General features: G+C 71.0%; 16 protein-coding genes. 9 read left to right on the top strand and 7 right to left on the bottom strand.

Annotated features, from left to right (window positions below):
* Window positions 1-4: 4 nt before the first annotated feature.
* On the bottom strand, window positions 5-1,060 hold the full coding sequence (locus ACT3SQ_RS00570; protein WP_345075768.1) for a WXG100 family type VII secretion target: 1,056 nt from the start codon (window positions 1,058-1,060) through the stop codon (window positions 5-7).
* Window positions 1,061-1,113: 53 nt separating this feature from the next.
* Here ACT3SQ_RS00570 and ACT3SQ_RS00565 point away from each other — a divergent pair, with 53 nt between their 5' ends.
* Both ACT3SQ_RS00565 and gdhA read left to right on the top strand, forming a co-directional pair.
* Entirely contained in the window at window positions 1,114-1,545 is a 432-nt protein-coding gene (locus tag ACT3SQ_RS00565; protein WP_345075767.1) for a hypothetical protein, read from the top strand.
* Window positions 1,546-1,835: 290 nt separating this feature from the next.
* Window positions 1,836-3,179 carry an NADP-specific glutamate dehydrogenase gene (gene gdhA / locus ACT3SQ_RS00560; RefSeq protein ID WP_441446173.1) on the top strand — a complete coding sequence of 448 codons (1,344 nt, stop codon included), beginning with the start codon at window positions 1,836-1,838 and terminating at the stop codon, window positions 3,177-3,179.
* A 130-nt stretch (window positions 3,180-3,309) separates the two neighbouring features.
* Here the strand turns inward: gdhA and ACT3SQ_RS00555 are convergent, their stop codons facing one another.
* Window positions 3,310-3,843 (bottom strand): hypothetical protein, encoded by a 534-nt coding sequence (locus ACT3SQ_RS00555; RefSeq protein ID WP_441446172.1) that lies wholly within the window; start codon window positions 3,841-3,843, stop codon window positions 3,310-3,312.
* 146 nt (window positions 3,844-3,989) lie between these two features.
* Between ACT3SQ_RS00555 and ACT3SQ_RS00550 the strand changes: the two genes are divergently transcribed.
* Complete coding sequence (locus tag ACT3SQ_RS00550) at window positions 3,990-5,420, top strand: hypothetical protein (RefSeq protein WP_442332046.1); 1,431 nt, start codon at window positions 3,990-3,992, stop codon at window positions 5,418-5,420.
* Window positions 5,421-5,431: 11 nt separating this feature from the next.
* On the opposite strand, the gene ACT3SQ_RS00545 is transcribed toward ACT3SQ_RS00550, so the two are convergent.
* From ACT3SQ_RS00545 to ACT3SQ_RS00535, 3 genes are all read right to left on the bottom strand, one after another.
* Window positions 5,432-6,994 carry a DUF4232 domain-containing protein gene (locus ACT3SQ_RS00545; protein WP_444600754.1) on the bottom strand — a complete coding sequence of 521 codons (1,563 nt, stop codon included), beginning with the start codon at window positions 6,992-6,994 and terminating at the stop codon, window positions 5,432-5,434.
* A 129-nt stretch (window positions 6,995-7,123) separates the two neighbouring features.
* On the bottom strand, window positions 7,124-7,912 hold the full coding sequence (locus ACT3SQ_RS00540) for a fructosamine kinase family protein (RefSeq protein WP_441446169.1): 789 nt from the start codon (window positions 7,910-7,912) through the stop codon (window positions 7,124-7,126).
* 106 nt (window positions 7,913-8,018) lie between these two features.
* Window positions 8,019-9,167, bottom strand: a complete 1,149-nt coding sequence (locus tag ACT3SQ_RS00535; protein WP_441446168.1) for a phosphotransferase family protein — start codon at window positions 9,165-9,167, stop codon at window positions 8,019-8,021.
* Window positions 9,168-9,359: 192 nt separating this feature from the next.
* On the opposite strand from ACT3SQ_RS00535, the gene ACT3SQ_RS00530 reads away from it, so the two are divergent.
* Both ACT3SQ_RS00530 and ACT3SQ_RS00525 read left to right on the top strand, forming a co-directional pair.
* Entirely contained in the window at window positions 9,360-10,286 is a 927-nt protein-coding gene (locus tag ACT3SQ_RS00530) for a sulfite exporter TauE/SafE family protein (RefSeq protein ID WP_442332048.1), read from the top strand.
* A 75-nt stretch (window positions 10,287-10,361) separates the two neighbouring features.
* The gene (locus tag ACT3SQ_RS00525) at window positions 10,362-11,099 is read left to right on the top strand and encodes a GNAT family N-acetyltransferase (protein WP_442332049.1); all 738 of its coding nucleotides are present in this window, start codon (window positions 10,362-10,364) and stop codon (window positions 11,097-11,099) included.
* Between the two features lie 177 nt (window positions 11,100-11,276).
* Here the strand turns inward: ACT3SQ_RS00525 and hutG are convergent, their stop codons facing one another.
* Window positions 11,277-12,380 (bottom strand): formimidoylglutamase, encoded by a 1,104-nt coding sequence (gene hutG, locus ACT3SQ_RS00520; protein ID WP_442332050.1) that lies wholly within the window; start codon window positions 12,378-12,380, stop codon window positions 11,277-11,279.
* A gap of 178 nt (window positions 12,381-12,558) precedes the next feature.
* On the opposite strand from hutG, the gene ACT3SQ_RS00515 reads away from it, so the two are divergent.
* A complete protein-coding gene (locus tag ACT3SQ_RS00515; protein ID WP_441446164.1) occupies window positions 12,559-13,416 on the top strand; it encodes a formate/nitrite transporter family protein in 858 nt (285 codons plus the stop codon).
* Window positions 13,417-13,453: 37 nt separating this feature from the next.
* Complete coding sequence (locus ACT3SQ_RS00510; RefSeq protein WP_441446163.1) at window positions 13,454-14,239, top strand: IclR family transcriptional regulator; 786 nt, start codon at window positions 13,454-13,456, stop codon at window positions 14,237-14,239.
* A gap of 86 nt (window positions 14,240-14,325) precedes the next feature.
* Here the strand turns inward: ACT3SQ_RS00510 and ACT3SQ_RS00505 are convergent, their stop codons facing one another.
* Window positions 14,326-14,613: a hypothetical protein gene (locus tag ACT3SQ_RS00505; protein WP_441446162.1), complete on the bottom strand. Its 288-nt coding sequence runs from the start codon at window positions 14,611-14,613 to the stop codon at window positions 14,326-14,328.
* A gap of 278 nt (window positions 14,614-14,891) precedes the next feature.
* Between ACT3SQ_RS00505 and hutU the strand changes: the two genes are divergently transcribed.
* Complete coding sequence (gene hutU / locus ACT3SQ_RS00500) at window positions 14,892-16,574, top strand: urocanate hydratase (RefSeq protein WP_444600753.1); 1,683 nt, start codon at window positions 14,892-14,894, stop codon at window positions 16,572-16,574.
* A gap of 2 nt (window positions 16,575-16,576) precedes the next feature.
* Window positions 16,577-17,854 (top strand): imidazolonepropionase, encoded by a 1,278-nt coding sequence (gene hutI / locus ACT3SQ_RS00495; protein WP_444600752.1) that lies wholly within the window; start codon window positions 16,577-16,579, stop codon window positions 17,852-17,854.
* Window positions 17,855-17,903 lie beyond the last annotated feature (49 nt).

Genomic DNA, 17,903 nt, shown 5'->3' with positions numbered 1-17,903 from the left:
GTGGTCACCAGGTGAAGGCGTTCTTCAGGCCGTCGGCGACATCGCCGACCTTGTCGGAGACGGTGTCTGCGACGTCGGAGACGGCATCCTTGGCGGCATCCACTCCATCGTTCCACGTGTCGCTGATGACCTCAGACGTGTTGTTCCACAGGTCCTTCGCCCCGTCGACGACATCGCCACCGAAGTCCTTGACCTGATCCCAGTTGTCGACCACCCACTTGATGCCGTCCGCCGCCATCGCGCCGCCCACCAGTACGCCGCCGATCACCTGGAGCGGAACGCCGACCACGGCGCCCACGCCGGTCATATCGCAGATCGTCCCGGCGGTGATGAGGATGCCGCCGACGGCGGTGATTCCGCCGGTGATGGCATGGAAGGTGTCGCCCTTCTTGATCGAATCGATCATCTGCCAGCCACCGGCGAGGATATCCAGGCCGGGCAGGAACTTGCCGGCGACCTTGCCGAACTTCGTGAGCCAGGGGGCCTTCTTCATGAGCCCGTCGAACATCCCGAGCTTCTTGAGGAACGCATCGTATGCCTTGCCCTTCAGCCCGCGAAGCTTCTCGAGAACCTTCTCCGGGTTCTTCTTCATGTTCGACAGGACGTCCCAGATCTTCTTCCCACCCAGGACGATGTTCTTGGCTGCGTCGATGACGCCTTTCCCGACCCCGAACAGCGTGTCCTTGAGCAGATCGAGGATGCTGTGGTCGGTCGCCTCGGAGGCCTCGTCCTGCTCCTCAGCGTGGGTGTCGAGGTCTCTGCTGTGCCGCGACAGCGAGTCGCCCAGCTGGTCGAACCGGGGGGCGGTCCGTCCGGACCACTGCTCCCGGAAGGCATCGGCATCGGTGCCCACCCAGGAAGAAGCGTCCATCACCAGCGGCTCGAGGCGAGCGCGCAGGTCTTCGAGCGAGCCCACTCGCTCTTTCAGCAGCTGCGCGTGTGAACGCAGCTGCTCGGTATCCGCCCCGAAGAACCCGGTCATCATGAACCCCCGTCGTGTCGTGAACAGCTCGCACACTAGGTCCTCCGGGGCGGCTGCGCGATGGGGAGAGGTCCCCATGGGACCTCTCCTCGCGGGGTCGGAGGGAGGGGTGCCGGTCGTAGACTTGCGGCGTGATGACCACGGATGAATCCCTGCAATCTCTGCTCCGGGCTCTCCAGCCGGGATACGAACGGCCGGTTCCGGCCGCCGGCTGGGCATCGTTCGCGCGGCGCTTCCTGCAGTCGGGAGAGATCGTGCTGTTCGCGTTCGAGGGGGAGGGGTGGACCTGGGTGGACCCCCTGCTGCTGGTCACCGATCGAAGGGTGCTCCACCTGCGTCGGGGTCTGAGGTGGAGGGTGCTGCGCGAGGTGCAGGCTGCGGAGGTCCGGGGGGCCGACTGCGCTTCCGGCACGGTGGCGGGACACGTGCGGATCCTTCTGCGTGATGGTTCCTCCCTCCGGACCCGCCAGAACGTCTCCAAGGATGAGGCGGTGGCTCAGGGCTTCGTCGACGGGGTCAACCGCCTCGTCGCCGGTGGAGGCCGCTCCGCCTCCCGCCACTGAACCCAGCACCCGCCAAGCAAGTACCTATGCCTGTCGATGCATATGTCGGGACCGGGCGATGCTGTCCGGGTATCCGCCCCCATGTCCGGACGCTTTGCTGTGACCTGCGCGACAAGCCTCCCGGAGCTGTTTTCCCAGGTGCATGGCCATGACAGTCGTCTGCATGTTCACGCATCGAACGTCCAGTGCGACTTCTGGGCGACGCCGCGTACCCTGGGCGACGCCGTGACCTCCGCTTCCGCGGAGCCCCCGTGAAATCGGGGGCCCCCGGGCCCCCTGAAAGGACCGCGATGCTCGACTCGACGCTCCAGGACACATTTGACCAGGTGCTCCGCCGCAACCCCGGCGAACCCGAGTTCCACCAGGCAGTCCGGGAGGTGTTCGAGTCGCTGGAGGTCGTCCAGTCCCGGCACCCCGAGTATCAGGATCATGGCATCCTGATGCGCCTGAGCGAGCCTGAGCGCCAGATCATCTTCCGTGTCCCCTGGGTCGATGACCAGGGCGTTGTGCAGGTCAATCGCGGTTTCCGCGTCGAGTACAACTCCGCGCTGGGCCCGTACAAGGGTGGCCTGCGGTTCCATCCGTCGGTGAACCTCGGGATCGTGAAGTTCCTCGGCTTCGAGCAGATCTTCAAGAACTCCCTGACCGGCCTGCCCATCGGCGGCGGCAAGGGCGGATCCGACTTCAATCCGGCCGGCCGCAGCGACGGCGAGGTGATGCGCTTCTGCCAGTCCTTCATGACCGAGCTGCACCGCCACATGGGCGAGTACACCGACGTCCCCGCCGGCGACATCGGCGTGGGCCCGCGCGAGATCGGCTACCTCTTCGGTCAGTACAAGCGCCTGACCAACCGCTACGAGGCGGGCGTGCTCACCGGCAAGGGCCTGGACTGGGGCGGGTCCCTCGTGCGCAAGGAGGCCACCGGCTACGGTGCGGCCATCTTCGCCGACGAGATGCTCAAGGCCCGCGGCTCCTCCTTCGACGGCCGCCGCGTCTCCGTCTCCGGCTCGGGCAATGTCGCGCTCTACGCGATCGAGAAGGCCAAGCAGCTCGGCGGCATCCCCGTCACCGCCTCCGACTCCTCCGGCTATGTGGTCGACGAGAACGGCATCGACCTCGAGCTGCTCCAGCAGGTCAAGGAGGTGGAGCGCGGTCGCATCACCGAGTACGCGGAGCGCCGCGGCAACGGTGCTCGCTTCGTCGCCGGCGGCAGCGTCTGGGACGTCCCGGTGGACATCGCTCTGCCGAGCGCCACCCAGAACGAGCTCGATGTCGACGCCGCCCGCACCCTGGTCAAGAACGGCGTGCTGGCCGTCTCCGAGGGCGCGAACATGCCCTCCACGCCGGAAGCTGTCAGCGTGTTCCGTGCGGCCGATGTGGCCTTCGGTCCCGGCAAGGCGGCGAACGCCGGTGGTGTTGCCACCTCCGCTCTGGAGATGCAGCAGAATGCGAGCCGCGACGCGTGGAGCTTCGAGCACACCGAGCAGCGCCTCACCCAGATCATGAAGGGCATCCACGCCACCTGCCTGGAGACCGCCGATGAGTTCGGCCGCCCCGGCGACTACGCACTGGGCGCCAATGTCGCAGGCTTCCGCAAGGTGGCCGACGCGATGATCGCCTTCGGCGTGATCTGAGCCGACCCTGAGCTGATCCGGGCCGAACCGCCCGGGCCTGGCCTGTGCCTGACGCGAATGCGCGCTGTGCCTCCACTCGTGGAAGCGCGGCGCGCATTCGCATTCGGCTGCCGAGGTGCGGGCCGAGGCGTCAGGTGACCGTCACGGTGAGCTCGATCGGGTCGATGTCGCGGGGCCCCTGGTCGCAGTCCTCAGCGATCTCGGTGCGGTAGCAGTGCACGATCCGTACGGTCGAGGTGCCGGGCGCGAGTCCGGTGAGCTCGACGGCGTAGGGGAACTCTCCGCCGGTCCCGCCGGTGTCCCGGCGCTCCGGCACGCCGAACACCTCGCTGTTCATGAGCACGCGGGCCATGACGACGCCGTCATCCACCCTGCCGTTCTCCCTCGAGACGCCCTCCGCGGCGGGGACCGCGCCCCAGTCGTCGCCCACGCCCGGCGACCAGTCGCCGAGGGCCACCTGGGCCGTCTCGCCGACCTCGATCGACACCTCGTCCGTGCCCTCGGGCAGCAGGTCAGGGTCCAGCAGATAGCAGCTGGTCAGCATCAGGACCGCCGCGGCCGCTGCCGCCAGGCGGAGGGGCCGCGCGCTGCCCCGTCGAAGGCATCGTCGATCGCCGCCCGGGCAGGCCTGCTGCGGCGCCGTCGTCGCATCGCGTCGTCCCATGTGCGCTCCCCTCGAGCATGTCGTACGAGCTGCTGGCAGGCGACCCCCATCGCCCCGCACAGAATACCTGCCGGATGTGACCCGGGGCACTCCGCCGTTGCTGAGAACAGTTCTCAGGAACTGCTATTGTCCTGCCTATGATTCAGATGAGAACCATTGTCATGAAGCGTCGTGCCGTCGTGCTCCTCAGCGCCGGGATGCTCGCACTCTCCGCCTGCGGCGGGATGGCCGGCGGAGGAGAGGACGGGGCCGGCGGCGGGGCGTCCGACGGCGGCGCGGCCGGCGGAGAGGCGGCGCCGGCGACCGATCGCACCGAGGTGGGCGCCCTCTCCCCGCGCATCGTTCTCGCCCACGACGGCGGCGTGACCACGATCGACTCCTCCGACGGCAGCACCGTCGGCAGCACCGACGTCACGGGCTACGCCCGGCTGAACCCCGCCGGGGATGGCCGCCACGTCGCCGTCAGCGCCTCCGGCACCATCACCATGTACGACACCGGCCTGCTCGCCCAGGGCCACGGCGACCACTTCCATTACTACGTCCAGGATCCTGCTCTCACCGACCTGTCCATCCCGGCGCCGATGCCCGGCCACGTGGTCTCCCACGGGGACCGCACCGCCCTGTTCGCCGACGGCACCGGCGACATCACCCTCATCGACCCCACCGCGCTGGTCGACGGCGACCTCGGGATCCTCGAGGAGACCAGCACCGAGGCACCGCACCACGGCGTCGCGGTGCCGCTCTCCGACGGGGGCCTGATCGTCACCCAGGGCACCGAGGACGAGCGCCACACGGTGCAGGCGCTCGACGCCGACGGGAACGTCACCGCCGAGACCGACGACTGCCCCGGCGTGCACGGCGAAGCCTCTGCGAAGCCCACGGAATCCGGCGACGTGATCAGCCTGGGCTGCGAGAACGGCTCCGTGGTCTACCGCGACGGGGAGTTCCACAAGGTCGCGATCGACGGCGACTTCCAGCGCTCCGGCAACCAGAAGGGTCACGAGGACTCGTCGATCGTGCTCGCCGATCACAAGGTCGAGGCCGATCCCGAGGGCGGTGCCGAGCACCCCACCGAGATCGCCCTGATCGACACCAGTGACAACACCCAGCAGATCGTGGACCTGGGCTCGGAGTACTGGTTCCGCTCCCTGGACCGCGGTCCTCACGGCGAGGCCCTGGTGCTCACCGCCGATGGCGAGCTGAACATCCTGGATCCCGAGACCGGCGAGATGCTCCACGAGGTCCCCGTGACGGGCGAATGGAGCGAGCCGGAGAACTGGCAGGAGGCCGGGCCCATGCTGGCCGTGGCCGACGGCACCGCCTTCGTCGTCGACCCCGCAGCGCAGAAGCTCACGATGGTCGACGTCAAAAGCGGCGAGATCTACCGCGAGCTGGAGCTGCCCGTGGTGCCGCACGAGATCCAGGTGACCACCGGTACCGCGTCCGGCGAGTACGAGATCTCGCCCGGAGCGGACGAGCACGAGGGCCACGAGCAGGAGGGCGGCGAGGCGAGCGACGCTGGTGGCCATGAAGACCACCACCACGAGGGCGGCGACCACGAGGGTCACGACCACTGACCCGGCGCTCCTCAGCCCGCTGAGCTCAGCGCCAGCTCCCATGCGCCGATCTCGATCACGGCCCCGCCCTCCACTCCGGCTTTCAGGTCGAAGGGGGCGGGGCTGGGATCGTTGCCGTCGGACGCGGCGAGCTCGACGGGCAGCGGCGCCCCGCCCGAGTCGAGGCGGATGCTCAGCGTCTGCGGAGTCTCCTGATCGGCCGCGGTGCGATAGCCGGGCCAGTACAGACCCGAGCTCGCGGTGCCTCCAGGGACGAGCCCGACGCCACCCTCCGGCTGCACGGCGGCCTCGAGGTGGGTGAGCGGTTCCGGGCGCAGGTCGATCTGCTCGGCACCCTGTTCGAGGGTCAGCTCCGGGACGCCGCGCAGCGCGCAGGCCTCGTCGCCGACGTTCGTCGCGGTGAGCGTCGCCGCCGAGTTGCCGGTCCACCCATCCCAGCCCCCGGCCACGACCTGCAGCGACTCGGGATCGCAAGCAGGGAGGCCGGCGGCCTCCACGGCGGGAGCGGCGGGGATCCCAGCGTTCGGGGACTTCTCCGGTGCGGGGCCTCCGCTGCCAGGACCATCGTCCCCGGCGCTGCCGCTCGCCATCGGCGATTCGGATCCCGGGTCCCCACCCGGGGTCACGCCGGCGGCAGGGTCGGAATACTGCCAGGCATCTGCGGCGGGGGCGTCGACCGGCCAGGCGGCGAACACCCCGAGCGTCAAGATCGCGGTGATGGCGAGAGGCATGCTGATCCGGCGCGCGGTGGGAACGGGGGGCGACGGTTCCGCACCGCTGCTCCTCTGCTCAGCAGAGCGCATGGCGGTGACCTCGGCAGCTGCCTGCCGGGGGAGCAGCCGGCCCGCGACGGTGATCCCGGTCGCGAGCAGCGTGCACAGCGCCGGAACCCCCAGCAGGGGAGTGCCCACCACCAGGACACTCCCCAGGAACACCATGGGATGCAGGGCGAACAGTCCGAGTGCCACCAACGGGGCCCCCACGCCGATGCTCGCCAGCCAGTACGCCCCGCGATCAGAGGCGGCACCGGGACGCATCCATCGCCACGCTCCGAGAACGGCGACGGCGGCTGCGATGCCCGCCACTGCGAGACCGAGCGGCCTCGAGGCGGCGATCGCGACCCATCCGGCAGCGGTGAGCAGGGCAGCGGCCAGGAGCAGCACCCCGACCAGGCGGCCGAACCGCGCCGCACGATGCCGCCGCGATGGCCGCGCAGGTGAAGGAACAGGTGAAGGAGCCGAGCGCTCGGCTAAGCCGGCCTCGGCCGGCACCGGCCGGGCAGAGACCAGGTGCCCAGCGAGGAACCAACCGATGAGCGAGGCGATCCCGGCCGCGGCGGTGACGGCGAGGTAGTGGCGTCGGGCGTCGATCCACAGATCAGTGCAGGTGGTGTCGTTGCAGTCGAAAGCCCAGGCCGGGGAATCACCGAGACGGCTCGCCCAGACCCCGATCACGAGCAGCACCGCGAACCCCGTGAGCATCAGCACGGTGGCGAGGATTCCGACCGCGGCAGGGTGGGACGCAGCGGTGCGGCGCACAGCGTGTGCGGGGCGTGGAGGGAGCGGTCGGGGCACGTTCGCAAGCTATCCGAGGAACAGCCGGCCTTCTGGCCGGCCACCAGGACCTGCACCTCTCGCACACGGACCCTCCACCGCCGCAGCCCCGGGGGCGGACCGTTCACCTCCGGCAGCGTGCCCCAGAGCTCAGAAGCCCAGCTGCTCCGCTCGGGCGATGACCGCCTCGGCCGTCGCGACGGTCTGATCCACGTACGCCTCGCCGAACAGCTTCACATGGGCCAGCAGCCCGAAGAACAGGTGGGCGGGGAGGTCCTGCTCCCAGCCGCGGGGCAGCGGGTGCTCGGCGACGTAGCCCTCGAAGATCTCCTCGAGGTGCGGCGCATCGAACAGGGACAGCATCGCGAGGTCCTCGAGCCGGTGGCCGCCGTGGGCAGCGGGGTCGATGAGGGTCGCGCCGTCGGCGGTCCACAGCAGATTGCCCGACCACAGGTCGCCGTGAACTCGGGACGGCTCCTCGGTGCCCTGCCCGCTGATGCCGTCGAAGGCGCCGTCGGCGATCAGATCGATGGCTTCATCGACGGTGTCGTGGCCGTCGGCGCCGAGCACGCGGGTGACTGAGTCGGCGAGCGGGCGCAGGCGGTCCTCGGCCCAGAACTCGACGAAATCTGTGCGTGGTGCGGTCTCGACCGCGAAGGGGCTCTCAAGGGGGCCGAAGTAGGCGGGATCGGCGGGGGCCCAGCCGAAGGCCTCCGCGCCGGCATCGTGCAGGCGGGCGAGCCCGCGGCCCAGCTCGCGGGCAGCCTCGGGGGTGGGCGGGACAGAGTCCAACCGCTCCAGGTGCAGGGCGTTCTTCTCCTCCGCGAGCACTTCGACGACCGGCACCACCTGGGGCTCTGCGAGCCAGCGCAGTCCAGCGGCCTCGGCCGCCACATAGCCCTTGGGGGCGCTCTCGGCATGCTTCACGAAGTCATTCATGGGCCCACCGTACGCAGAGCCCCCACCGAAAGCGCCACCCGGGGTGTCGCGAGGCACTGTGGCGGCATCGCGAGCGGTCACCGGTGCGGGTCCGACGCACCACTCCTCAGACGCTGATTCCCAGTGTCGCCGCGAGGGTGCGCCGCAGCGTCGGCAGCACCCGTGCATGCATGGAGCGGGTCGAGGCGCGGGAGGCGACATGCACCAGCATCGCGCTGCGCTCGTAGGCGGTCCAGGCCCGCATCCGCCGGCGCAGGGAAGCCACATCGGACACTGAGGCGGGCAGCTCTCCGCGCTCGCCGCGGGCCTGCACATAAGCCCGCACGAAGCGGTCGACCTGCTCCTCGGCCAGCGGCACGTACCAGGGCCCGCCGTGCACGGCGCCGCCGAGAATCGCGAGGTCCCGGGCAGGATCGTCGCCCTGCGCCCACTCGAAGTCGATGTACTGCACCCGTGGTGCGCCGGTGACCGGGTCGCTGCCGTGCCAGAGGATGTTCGTCGAGCAGAGATCACCGTGGGCCAGCACGTACCCGTCCAGCTGTGCGATCTCGTCGTCGACGGCGGCGACCTCCGCGCGCGAGGCCTCAAGCAGGGGGCCGAGCACGTGCTCCTGGATCGCTGCGCCATGGGACTGCTGCCAGGACTCGAACTCCGCCTCGACCTCGGGCAGCAGCGGCTGCGGCCCCGGGGTCACCGCCGCCCAGGGGTCCGCCCCCAGCGACACCGGCCCGCGGCCCGGGGCGGGCACGGCATGAAGCTGCGCGAGATGCGCGGCATGAGCCTGCAGATGCGCGCCGGTCCAGGTCGTCGGCGAGGCGGCGATCCCCGGGATCTCGGAGGTCACCACATACGGATGGCCGATCGGGCTGGTCGCGGGATCATCGTGGACGGCGATGGGTTCCGGGCCCACCTCAGCGGGCAGCAGGGTCAGCGCCGCGATCTCATAGGCCAGATCCTGATGCAGCTCCGCGGAGGTGACGTGCGGAATCCTCACGATCACCGGTGCGTTCTGCTGCGGGATGACCCGCCAGGCGGCGAAGCGCTCGCCGACGCCCGCGAGCGTGACCCGGGCCTGCCCCGACAGCGACGCCGGCAGCACCGACTTGTGCAGCCCGGGCAGCCGCACGGGGGAGGCGTCCTCTCGCAGGGGCAGCACCAGTGTGCCCTCGCGCCAGACCTCCGCCAGCAGCTCGCCCATCGCGGCGGAGGCGGGATCCAGCGGTGTGGAGGGTGGTTCTCCCTGGTGGGGGACCATCGGGGCTCCTCGTGGTCGGTGCTCTGATCCTACCGGCGGCGGAGGAGTCTCACCGGAGATGCGCGCGGTTTAGCATGGTCAGGCACCCCCGAGGGCCCGGGAGGGCCCGCCTGGCCCGGCTGCCTGGCCGCCGGGGGCTTCGCCGTCCGGGCCCGTCGGCCCGCCGCTCCGTCTCCTGCAAGGACACCGCCCATGGAACTCGCCCTGCTCGCCATCGTCGTGGGCGTCGGCGTGGGGATCGTGGTGGGGGCGCTTGGTGCCGGTGGCGGCATCCTCGCAGTGCCGGTGCTGGTCTTCCTGCTGGGCATGCCGACCCATGCCGCGACCGCATCGAGCCTGATCATCGTGCTGATCACCGCGCTCTTCAGCCTCCCGCACCATGCCCGGCACGGGAACGTGGAATGGAAGAACGGGCTGGTGTTCGCGGGGGTCTCGGTGGTGGGTGCGGTCGTCGGCTCCCGGCTGTCGGCGCTGGTGCCTGCACAGGTGCTGCTCACCCTGTTCGGGGTGATGCTGGTGGGCGTCGCGATCGCGATGCTGCGGCGCGCGCTGCGCACCCGCCGTGCTGAGCGTGATGAGGCCGCTGCTCATGGCTCACACGGTGCGCGCGAGACCGACGAGCCGGTGGCGGTCCACGACGATCCGGTGCTGGACCAGCCCGGCCCGGACACCGTCGAGACCGCGGACGGCATCCATCACCACCACGGCGAGCCCGAACTGCCACTGCTGCCCGCCCCGGCCCCTGCGCCCCGGACGCTGGTGGTGATCGCCGCCGCGACCCTCACCGGCTTCCTGACCGGCTTCTTCGGCGTGGGCGGCGGGTTCATCGTGGTGCCGATGCTGGTCATCGCGCTGGGCCTGGCGATGCGCCACGCCTCCGGGACCAGCCTGCTGGTGATGATCATCGCGACAGCGACGAGCCTGCTGGCCAGGCTCGGCACGGACGTCCAGATCGATTGGACGATCACCCTGATCTTCGCCGCCGGCTCCGCGGTGGGAGGGATCCTCGGTGGCCCGCTCTCGGCGAAGGCCCGCCCCTCCACGCTCACGCTGCTGTTCTCGGTGCTGCTCGGCGGCGTGGCCGCAGTGACCCTCGTGCAGACCCTGCTGCTGGGCTGAGCAAGTCTGAGCTGGGCTGAGCCGGGCCGGCGGGGAAGCGCGCGAGGCCCAGCTGTCGAGGCGGATACTGGGCGCATGCCCGACAGCTCCGCGCCCGACAGCTCCGCGCCCGCCACCTCAGCGCCCGACAGCTCCGCGCCCGCCACCTCAGCGCCCGACAGCTCAACGTCCGCCACCTCAGCGCCGGACGCCTCAGCGTCCGCCACCCCCGCGCCGCACCCGCGCTCACCCGCGCAGCGACCGCCCGTCTTCCCTCATCAGGTCACGCTGACCCTGCTCGCCGTGGAGGACGCCCCGGTGCTCGCGGAACTCGAGACCCGCAATCGCGAGCAGCTGATGGCCGGTGCTCCGGCCCGGGCGGAGGGATGGTTCACCGAGGCCGGGCAGCGCACGGCGATCGCCCACGCCGTGGCCGACCGGGAGGCAGGCGGCGGTCTCCCGTTCACCATCCGGCTCGAGGACAAGGGGGCGACGAGGATCGTGGGCCGCCTCAACCTCTCGACCATCATCCGCGGGGCCTTCGAGTCGGCCTCGCTCGGCTACTGGGTCGACACGGACGTCACCGGCCGCGGCGTCGCCACCCACGCGGTGCAGAGCGCGATCGCCGTGGCCTTCGGCGGCCTGGGCCTGCACCGGCTCCAGGCCGAGGTGAAGGTCGGCAACGAGGCCTCGGTGCGCGTGCTCGAGTACTGCGGCTTCACCGAGTACGGCCTGGCGAAGGACTATCTCCGGCTCGGCGGTGACTGGGCGGACTGTCGCCTGTTCCAGCTGATCGAACCGCACTGGCAGCCAACCGCCCCGGGCTCCGCCTGATCCGCGTCCCGGCCCCCGCCGCACTCAGCCCCGCCTGGCTCCGGCCTGACCCGCCCCCACCTCACCCAGCCCCGCCGCATTCAGTCTCGCCTGACCTGATCCGCCTCGTGGCCCAGCTGGCATGTCGAGTACGGGCGACAGAGAGCACGCTCCGGATATATGACCAGAGCGTGCTCTCTAGCGCCAGTACTCGACGGCAGGGCCGGAGCCGGGGCCGGTGCCGGAACCGGGGGTGGTGCCGGTGCCGGTGCCAGGGCCGGAGCCGGTGCCGGTGCCGGGGCCGGGGCCGGTGGTGGGAGCGGCGACGGTGCGCACCGCGTCGTTGATCAGTCGAGCTGCGGCGCGGGCGGTGCGCCCGTCGATGTCCAGGGAGGGGTTCAGCTCCACCACGTCGAGCAGGGCGAGCTTCCCGCTGCTGGCGGCGGCGCGCACGGCCGCAGCGATCAGCGGCAACGGCACCCCGTAGGCAGCCGGCGCCGAGACCCCCGGGGCCACGGCCGCGGGCAGCACGTCCAGGTCGATGGTCAGGTAGAGCACGTCCAGGTCAGCGGCGAACCCCTCGACGAAGCGCGCGATCCCCTCGGCTCCCGCAGCGAGGCACTGCTCATCGGTCCACCACTGCACGCCGAGCTGCTCGGCCCTGGCGAACAGCGCTCCCGTGTTGGACGGCTCGGCGATCCCGAGCACCGCGTAGGCCAGCTCACGGCCGGCAGCCTGTTCGGCCGCCGCCATCTGCGCGAAGGGGGTGCCGGAGGTGGGGCGAGGCTCCTCGCGCAGGTCGAAGTGGGCATCGAGGTTCAGCACTCCCCAGCGCTGTCCCGCGCTGGGCCCGATCTCAGAGCTGACCAGACCGTTGTACGAGGACCAGGCCGTCTCGTGCCCGCCCCCGAGCACCACCGTCAGCCGGGAGCCGGGACGGTCCAAGCCCTGCGCGGTGAGGGCCGCGGCCGCGGCCTGCCCACCCTCGAGGTCCTCGCCGATCGTCTCGGCATCGCCGAGGTCGTGCAGGCCCATCTCGCCGCGGGCGAGGGGCCCGTGCAGGGCCAGCGGTGACAGGGCGCGGCGCAGCGCGGCAGGCCCGTCGGCCGCTCCGACTCGGCCGCGGTTGCGGCGCACCCCCTCGTCGGAGCGGAAGCCGAGCAGCGCGATGTGAGCGGAGGCGGCATCCGCCGCTCCGGGACCGGCGACGCTGCGGACCACCTGGTGCCAGCGGGCGTGCTGGGGGCCGTTGCCGTCATTCCGGCCGGACCAGGCGCTGTCAGCGTCGGGAGAGTTCGTCATCGGGGCTCCTCGTCTGCGCACCAGGGAGTAGGTTCGCCCATCATGGCACCCGGCCTGGGTGAACGACCTGCCAGAGCACGAGACTGGGTCCGGCCCACCGGACAACGCCGACCGACGGTCCTGCGCATCCCGGTGCACCACCAGCACGATCCTTGCCGATCTGATCGAGGGAGAGACGATGACCCAGCGAGAGCGGCACGGCGCGGCGCAGGAACGACGGCGGCTCGGCAGCAGCGACGAGCCCGTCGAGGACGCCCTGGCCGAGGAGTTCGAGAACACGGTCACGGAGGGTGCGAACCGCCTGAACCGCACCTGGCGGGCGTTGGTGATCACCGGGCTGTTCGGCGGGATCGATGTGGGCCTGGGGCTGCTGGCGATGCTCGCAGTGCTGGATGCGACGGGGTCGAAGCTGCTGGGCGGCCTCGCCTTCGGCATCGGCCTCTATGCACTGCGGCTCGCGCACTCGGAGCTGTTCACCGAGGACTTCCTGGTCCCGATCAATGCCATCGCTGCCGGGCACGGGACCTGGTGGCAGCTGCTGCGGCTGTGGGTGACGACCCTGATCACCAACCTCGCCGGGGGCTGGGCGTTCACCTGGGTCGTGGTGGCAGCTTTTCCTCGGTTCGACGATGAGCTGATCGAGGCGAGCACGAGCTACATGGAGAAGGGTCTGACCCTGGAGACGGCCGCCCTCGCAGTGCTCGCCGGATTCACGATCACCTTGGTCGCCCGCATGAACCAGGGCTCGAGCGCGGGTATTGCGACACTCGCGAACTCACTCATCTCGGGGCTGCTGGTGGTGGGACTGGGCATGCTCCACGGGGCGCTGAGCTCGGCGGTGATCTTCGGGGCGATGCACGCAGGCGCCGAGGCCACCTACCTCGAGTGGCTGATCTGGTTCGCCTGGGTGATCCCGCTGAACATGGCCGGCGGCCTGGTGATGCTCACGCTCCCGCGCCTGGTGCGCACCTGGGAGCTCGTCACGGAGGAGCGCGCCTCGCAGCGCGCCGCGACGGGAGGCTCCGTGGCGGACTGAGCCCGGAGGAGCCCAGGGAGTGGCATCCTTGCGGATCATGGCACCACCGAAAGTCCCAGCGGCCGACGCGACGCTGCGTCTGCTGACCTTCCTCGCCTCCCGCAGTTCCCCGGTCCCGGCCGCGCAGCTCGCCGCGCAGCTCGCCCTGCCCCGCTCGCGCACCTACGACCTGCTGACCACCCTCGTGGAGCATGGCTACGTGATGCATCTGGAGCAGGAGCGGCTGTACGGGCTGGGGCCCGCCGCGCAGGTGCTCTCCGGTGCCTACCTGCGCCAGGAGCCGCTGGCGAGGATCGGCCGCCGCGTGATCGAGGCAATGGTCGACGAGGTCGGCGAGTCGGGCCACCTCGCGGTGCTGCACGGCCGCGACGTGCTCTACGTGATCGAGGAGCGGGCCCGGAGCCGACCCAGCCTGGTCACCGACGTCGGTGTGCGGATCTCCGCCCACCTCACCGCGAGCGGCCGCGCGATCCTCGCCGAGCTCCCGCCCGCCCAGCTGCGCGCCCTGTTCGGCACGCGGGACGACTTCACCTCCCGCACCACGGTGCCGGGACCGGAGAGCCCCAAGGACCTGCGCGAGCTCCTCACCCGGGTGCGGGCCGATGGGGTCGCCCACGAGACCGGGGAGGTCACCGAGGAGCTCGCCTCAGTGGCGGCGGTCGTGCACGACCATGCCGGCTGGCCCGCCGCCGCGGTGGCGATCACCTTCGAGGAGTCACGGACCCCCGTGGAGGTGCGTGATCGGTGCACGGCCGCGGTGCGCGCAGCGGCCGAGGAGATCACCCGCAGGCTCGGCGGGCGGCGCTCTGTCGTTGGTGTATAGCCGTCCCGAGCGCTGAAGGCGATGACGCCGCCAGCGGCTTCGAGGCCGTGGAGCCGCAGAGGCCCGCATGTGGGCTGCCAGGCAGTTCAAGGACGGTCGAGCGGGCCACTCTTAGGGGCATCGTGAACCGTCGCGACCTCGGTGGGTGTCGAGCTGCAGGCATCATTCCAGGCGCTCACCGTCGTGGAGTAGCTACCGCTATACATGACGGTGTCGCCCTCGGCCGCGAAGACTTCGCCGGTGCGATCATGAACGACGTAGCGAGTGCCGTCTTCTCGGGTGACTCCGATTGCGGTGGGGAAGAGGACGCCCACAGTTATGGCCGCGCCCAAGAAGGTGCAGCCTTCGTCGTCGATGACAAAGTCGCCGCTCACGACGGCAGCATCGCCGCCGTCACCTTCTTCCCACGTGAAAGTGGGGATCTCGAACGTCGTTGACCCTCCTGGCGGCTGCCCAGCGCACCCCGTCACGAGCACCGCGATCGCGAGACCGGCAAGGCCAGCCAGAGCGCGGCGCCCTGTCGGTCACTTGTCCGGCATGCCGGACACAAGCGGCGCGAAGGCCCTCGACCCCTCCCGTCGGCGGTGGTGTCCTGTACCGAACACCCCGCAGCGCGGAACCCCCGAGCAGCCCTCGACCCCAGGAGCCAACGATGACCCTCCCCGGAGCCCGCCCCGTCCGTGCCGCCCGCGGCACGACCCTCAGCGCGAAGTCCTGGCAGACCGAAGCCCCGCTGCGGATGCTCATGAACAACCTCGACCCCGAGGTCGCCGAGCGCCCCGACGACCTGGTCGTCTACGGCGGCACCGGACGCGCCGCCCGCTCCTGGGAGGCCTTCGACGCGATCGTCGAAACCCTCAAGGACCTCGAGGATGACGAGACCCTGCTGGTCCAGTCCGGCAAGCCCGTCGGCGTGCTGCGCACCCACGAGTGGGCCCCGCGCGTGCTGCTGGCCAACTCCAACCTCGTCGGCGACTGGGCGAACTGGCCCGAGTTCCGCAAGCTCGAAGCCGAGGGTCTGATGATGTACGGCCAGATGACCGCCGGTTCCTGGATCTACATCGCCACCCAGGGCATCCTCCAGGGCACTTTCGAGACCTTCGCGGCGATCGCCCAGAAGCGTTTCGGCGGCACCCTGGCCGGCACCATCACCCTCACCGGCGGCTGCGGCGGCATGGGCGGCGCCCAGCCCCTCGCCGTGACCCTCAACGACGGCGTCTGCCTGATCGTGGACGTGGACCGCACCCGGCTCGAGCGCCGCGTCGCCAAGCGTTACTGCCACGAGATCGCCGACGACCTCGATGACGCGATCGCGCGTGCCAACGCCGCCAAGGCCGAGCAGAAGGGCCTCTCGATCGGCATCGTCGGCAACGCCGCCGAGGTCTTCCCGGCTCTGCTCGAGCGCCATCAGGCGGGCGACCTGCAGATCGACATCGTCACCGACCAGACCTCCGCCCACGACCCGCTGAGCTACCTGCCGCTCGAGGTCACCGTCGAGGACTGGAAGGCGGAGTCGGAGGCCGACGAGGAGGGCTTCACCAAGAAGTCCCGCGAGTCCATGGCCCGTCAGGTGCAGGCCATGGTCGAGTTCCAGGATGCCGGCGCCGAGGTGTTCGACTACGGCAACTCGATCCGCGACGAGGCCCGCCACGCCGGCTACGACCGTGCCTTCGAGTTCCCCGGCTTCGTCCCCGCCTACATCCGCCCCCTGTTCTGCGAGGGCCTCGGCCCGTTCCGCTGGGTCGCCCTCTCCGGTGATCCCGAGGACATCAAGGTCACCGACGCGGCGCTCAAGGAGCTCTTCCCCGAGAACGAGCACCTGCACCGCTGGCTGGATGCGGCGAACGAGCACGTCGAGTTCGAGGGCCTGCCCGCCCGCATCTGCTGGCTCGGCTACGGCGAGCGGCACCAGGCCGGGATGCTCTTCAACGACCTGGTGCGCGACGGCAAGGTCAAGGCCCCGATCGTCATCGGCCGAGACCACCTCGACTCCGGCTCCGTCGCCTCCCCGTATCGCGAGACCGAAGCCATGCTCGACGGCTCCGACGCGATCGCGGACTGGCCTCTGCTGAACGCCCTCACCGCCACCTCCTCGGGCGCGACCTGGGTCTCGATCCACCACGGCGGCGGTGTCGGCATCGGCCGCTCGATCCACGCCGGCCAGGTGGGCCTCGCCGATGGCACCGATCTCGCCCGCCAGAAGCTCGAGCGCCTGCTGACCAATGACCCCGCCATGGGCGTGCTCCGCCACGTCGACGCCGGCTACTCCGGGGCCGACGACGTCGCCCACGAGCGCGGCGTCCGCGTCCCGATGACCCCCGTGCGCAGGGACTGACCATGAGCAGCACCCTGATCTCCGGCATCAGCGAGCTGTGGACTCTAGATCCCGCTCTCGACGATCCCGCCCGCTCCGGCAGCGTGACCGACGAGCAGGTCCTCCGTGACGCAGCCCTGGTCATCGAGGCAGGACGCGTCGCCTGGACCGGCCCGGCGGCAGAGGCGCCGGCCGCCGACGACGCCACCGATCTCGAAGGCCGCGCCGTGCTGCCCGGCTGGGTCGACTCCCACTCCCATCTCGTCTTCGACGGCGATCGCGCCGCCGAGTTCGAGGCCAGAATGGCGGGGGAGTCCTACAGCGCCGGCGGCATCGGGGTCACCACCGGGGCCACCCGCACCGCCTCCGACGAGCACCTGCGCGCCCTGGTGCACGGCCGGATCGCGGAGGCCCTCGCGGGCGGCACCACCACACTCGAGACGAAGACCGGCTACGGCCTCACCGTCGAGCACGAGACCCGGGCCGCCGCCCTGCTGTCCTCCCTGATCGCGTCGGGCGAGCTCGACGAGGCCACCTTCCTCGGCGCCCACCTGGTGCCCGCGGAGTTCGACGGCCGGGAGGGCCGGCCCGGGGCCGAGGAGTACGTGGACCTGGTCAGCGGGGAGATGCTCGCCGCCGTCGCCCCGCACGTGCGCTGGATCGATGTCTTCTGCGAGGAGGGCGCCTTCGACCCCGAGCAGTCCGAGCGGGTGCTGCGCGCCGGCGCCGCTGCGGGGCTCGGGCTGCGGGTGCACGGCAACCAGCTGGGCCGTTCCGGCGGGGCGGCGCTGGCTACCGAGCTCGGCGCAGCGAGCGTGGACCACGTCAACCACCTCTCCCCGGCCGATGTCGAGGCGCTCGCCGCCACAGCCGCCCGATCGACCGCGCCGGGGGACCGGCCCGGGCTGCTCGCCGTGGATGCCGGGCCGACGGTCGCGACCGTGCTGCCCGCCTGCGACCTCTCCACCCGTTTGCCGCTCGCTCCGGCCCGCGAGCTGCTGGACGCCGGCGCGACGGTCGCGATCGCCTCGAACTGCAACCCCGGCACCAGTTACACCAGCTCGATGAGCTTCTGCGTCACCACTGCCGTGCTCCAGATGCACCTCTCACTGGCCGAAGCGCTCCACGCCGCCACCCGCGGCGGTGCGCTCGCTCTGCGCCGCACCGACGTCGGCCACCTCGGGATCGGTGCCCGCGCCGATCTGCACGTGCTCGACGCCCCCGCGGCGATCCACCTTGCCTACCGGCCCGGCATGCCGCTCACCCACCAGGTGTGGCGTGCCGGGACCCGACGCGTCTGATCTCCCCGTCGTCCCTGGTCGCCGACCTCCCCGCCCCCGATCGCCGACC

It is taken from the genome of Brachybacterium sp. AOP42-C2-15 (genome assembly GCF_052377065.1).
GTDB lineage: Bacteria > Actinomycetota > Actinomycetes > Actinomycetales > Dermabacteraceae > Brachybacterium.
This window is presented reverse-complemented; position numbering and strand designations above follow the sequence as displayed.

What these genes read in the sequence shown, in the direction of transcription:
- ACT3SQ_RS00570 (WP_345075768.1), bottom strand. Translation starts at nt 1,060, where the DNA reads ATGGGGACCTCTCCCCATCGCGCAGCCGCCCCGGAGGACCTAGTGTGC.
- gdhA (WP_441446173.1), top strand. Translation starts at nt 1,836, where the DNA reads ATGCTCGACTCGACGCTCCAGGACACATTTGACCAGGTGCTCCGCCGC.
- ACT3SQ_RS00555 (WP_441446172.1), bottom strand. Translation starts at nt 3,843, where the DNA reads ATGGGACGACGCGATGCGACGACGGCGCCGCAGCAGGCCTGCCCGGGC.
- ACT3SQ_RS00550 (WP_442332046.1), top strand. Translation starts at nt 3,990, where the DNA reads ATGAGAACCATTGTCATGAAGCGTCGTGCCGTCGTGCTCCTCAGCGCC.
- ACT3SQ_RS00540 (WP_441446169.1), bottom strand. Translation starts at nt 7,912, where the DNA reads ATGAATGACTTCGTGAAGCATGCCGAGAGCGCCCCCAAGGGCTATGTG.
- ACT3SQ_RS00535 (WP_441446168.1), bottom strand. Translation starts at nt 9,167, where the DNA reads ATGGTCCCCCACCAGGGAGAACCACCCTCCACACCGCTGGATCCCGCC.
- ACT3SQ_RS00530 (WP_442332048.1), top strand. Translation starts at nt 9,360, where the DNA reads ATGGAACTCGCCCTGCTCGCCATCGTCGTGGGCGTCGGCGTGGGGATC.
- ACT3SQ_RS00525 (WP_442332049.1), top strand. Translation starts at nt 10,362, where the DNA reads ATGCCCGACAGCTCCGCGCCCGACAGCTCCGCGCCCGCCACCTCAGCG.
- hutG (WP_442332050.1), bottom strand. Translation starts at nt 12,380, where the DNA reads ATGACGAACTCTCCCGACGCTGACAGCGCCTGGTCCGGCCGGAATGAC.
- ACT3SQ_RS00515 (WP_441446164.1), top strand. Translation starts at nt 12,559, where the DNA reads ATGACCCAGCGAGAGCGGCACGGCGCGGCGCAGGAACGACGGCGGCTC.
- ACT3SQ_RS00510 (WP_441446163.1), top strand. Translation starts at nt 13,454, where the DNA reads ATGGCACCACCGAAAGTCCCAGCGGCCGACGCGACGCTGCGTCTGCTG.
- hutU (WP_444600753.1), top strand. Translation starts at nt 14,892, where the DNA reads ATGACCCTCCCCGGAGCCCGCCCCGTCCGTGCCGCCCGCGGCACGACC.
- hutI (WP_444600752.1), top strand. Translation starts at nt 16,577, where the DNA reads ATGAGCAGCACCCTGATCTCCGGCATCAGCGAGCTGTGGACTCTAGAT.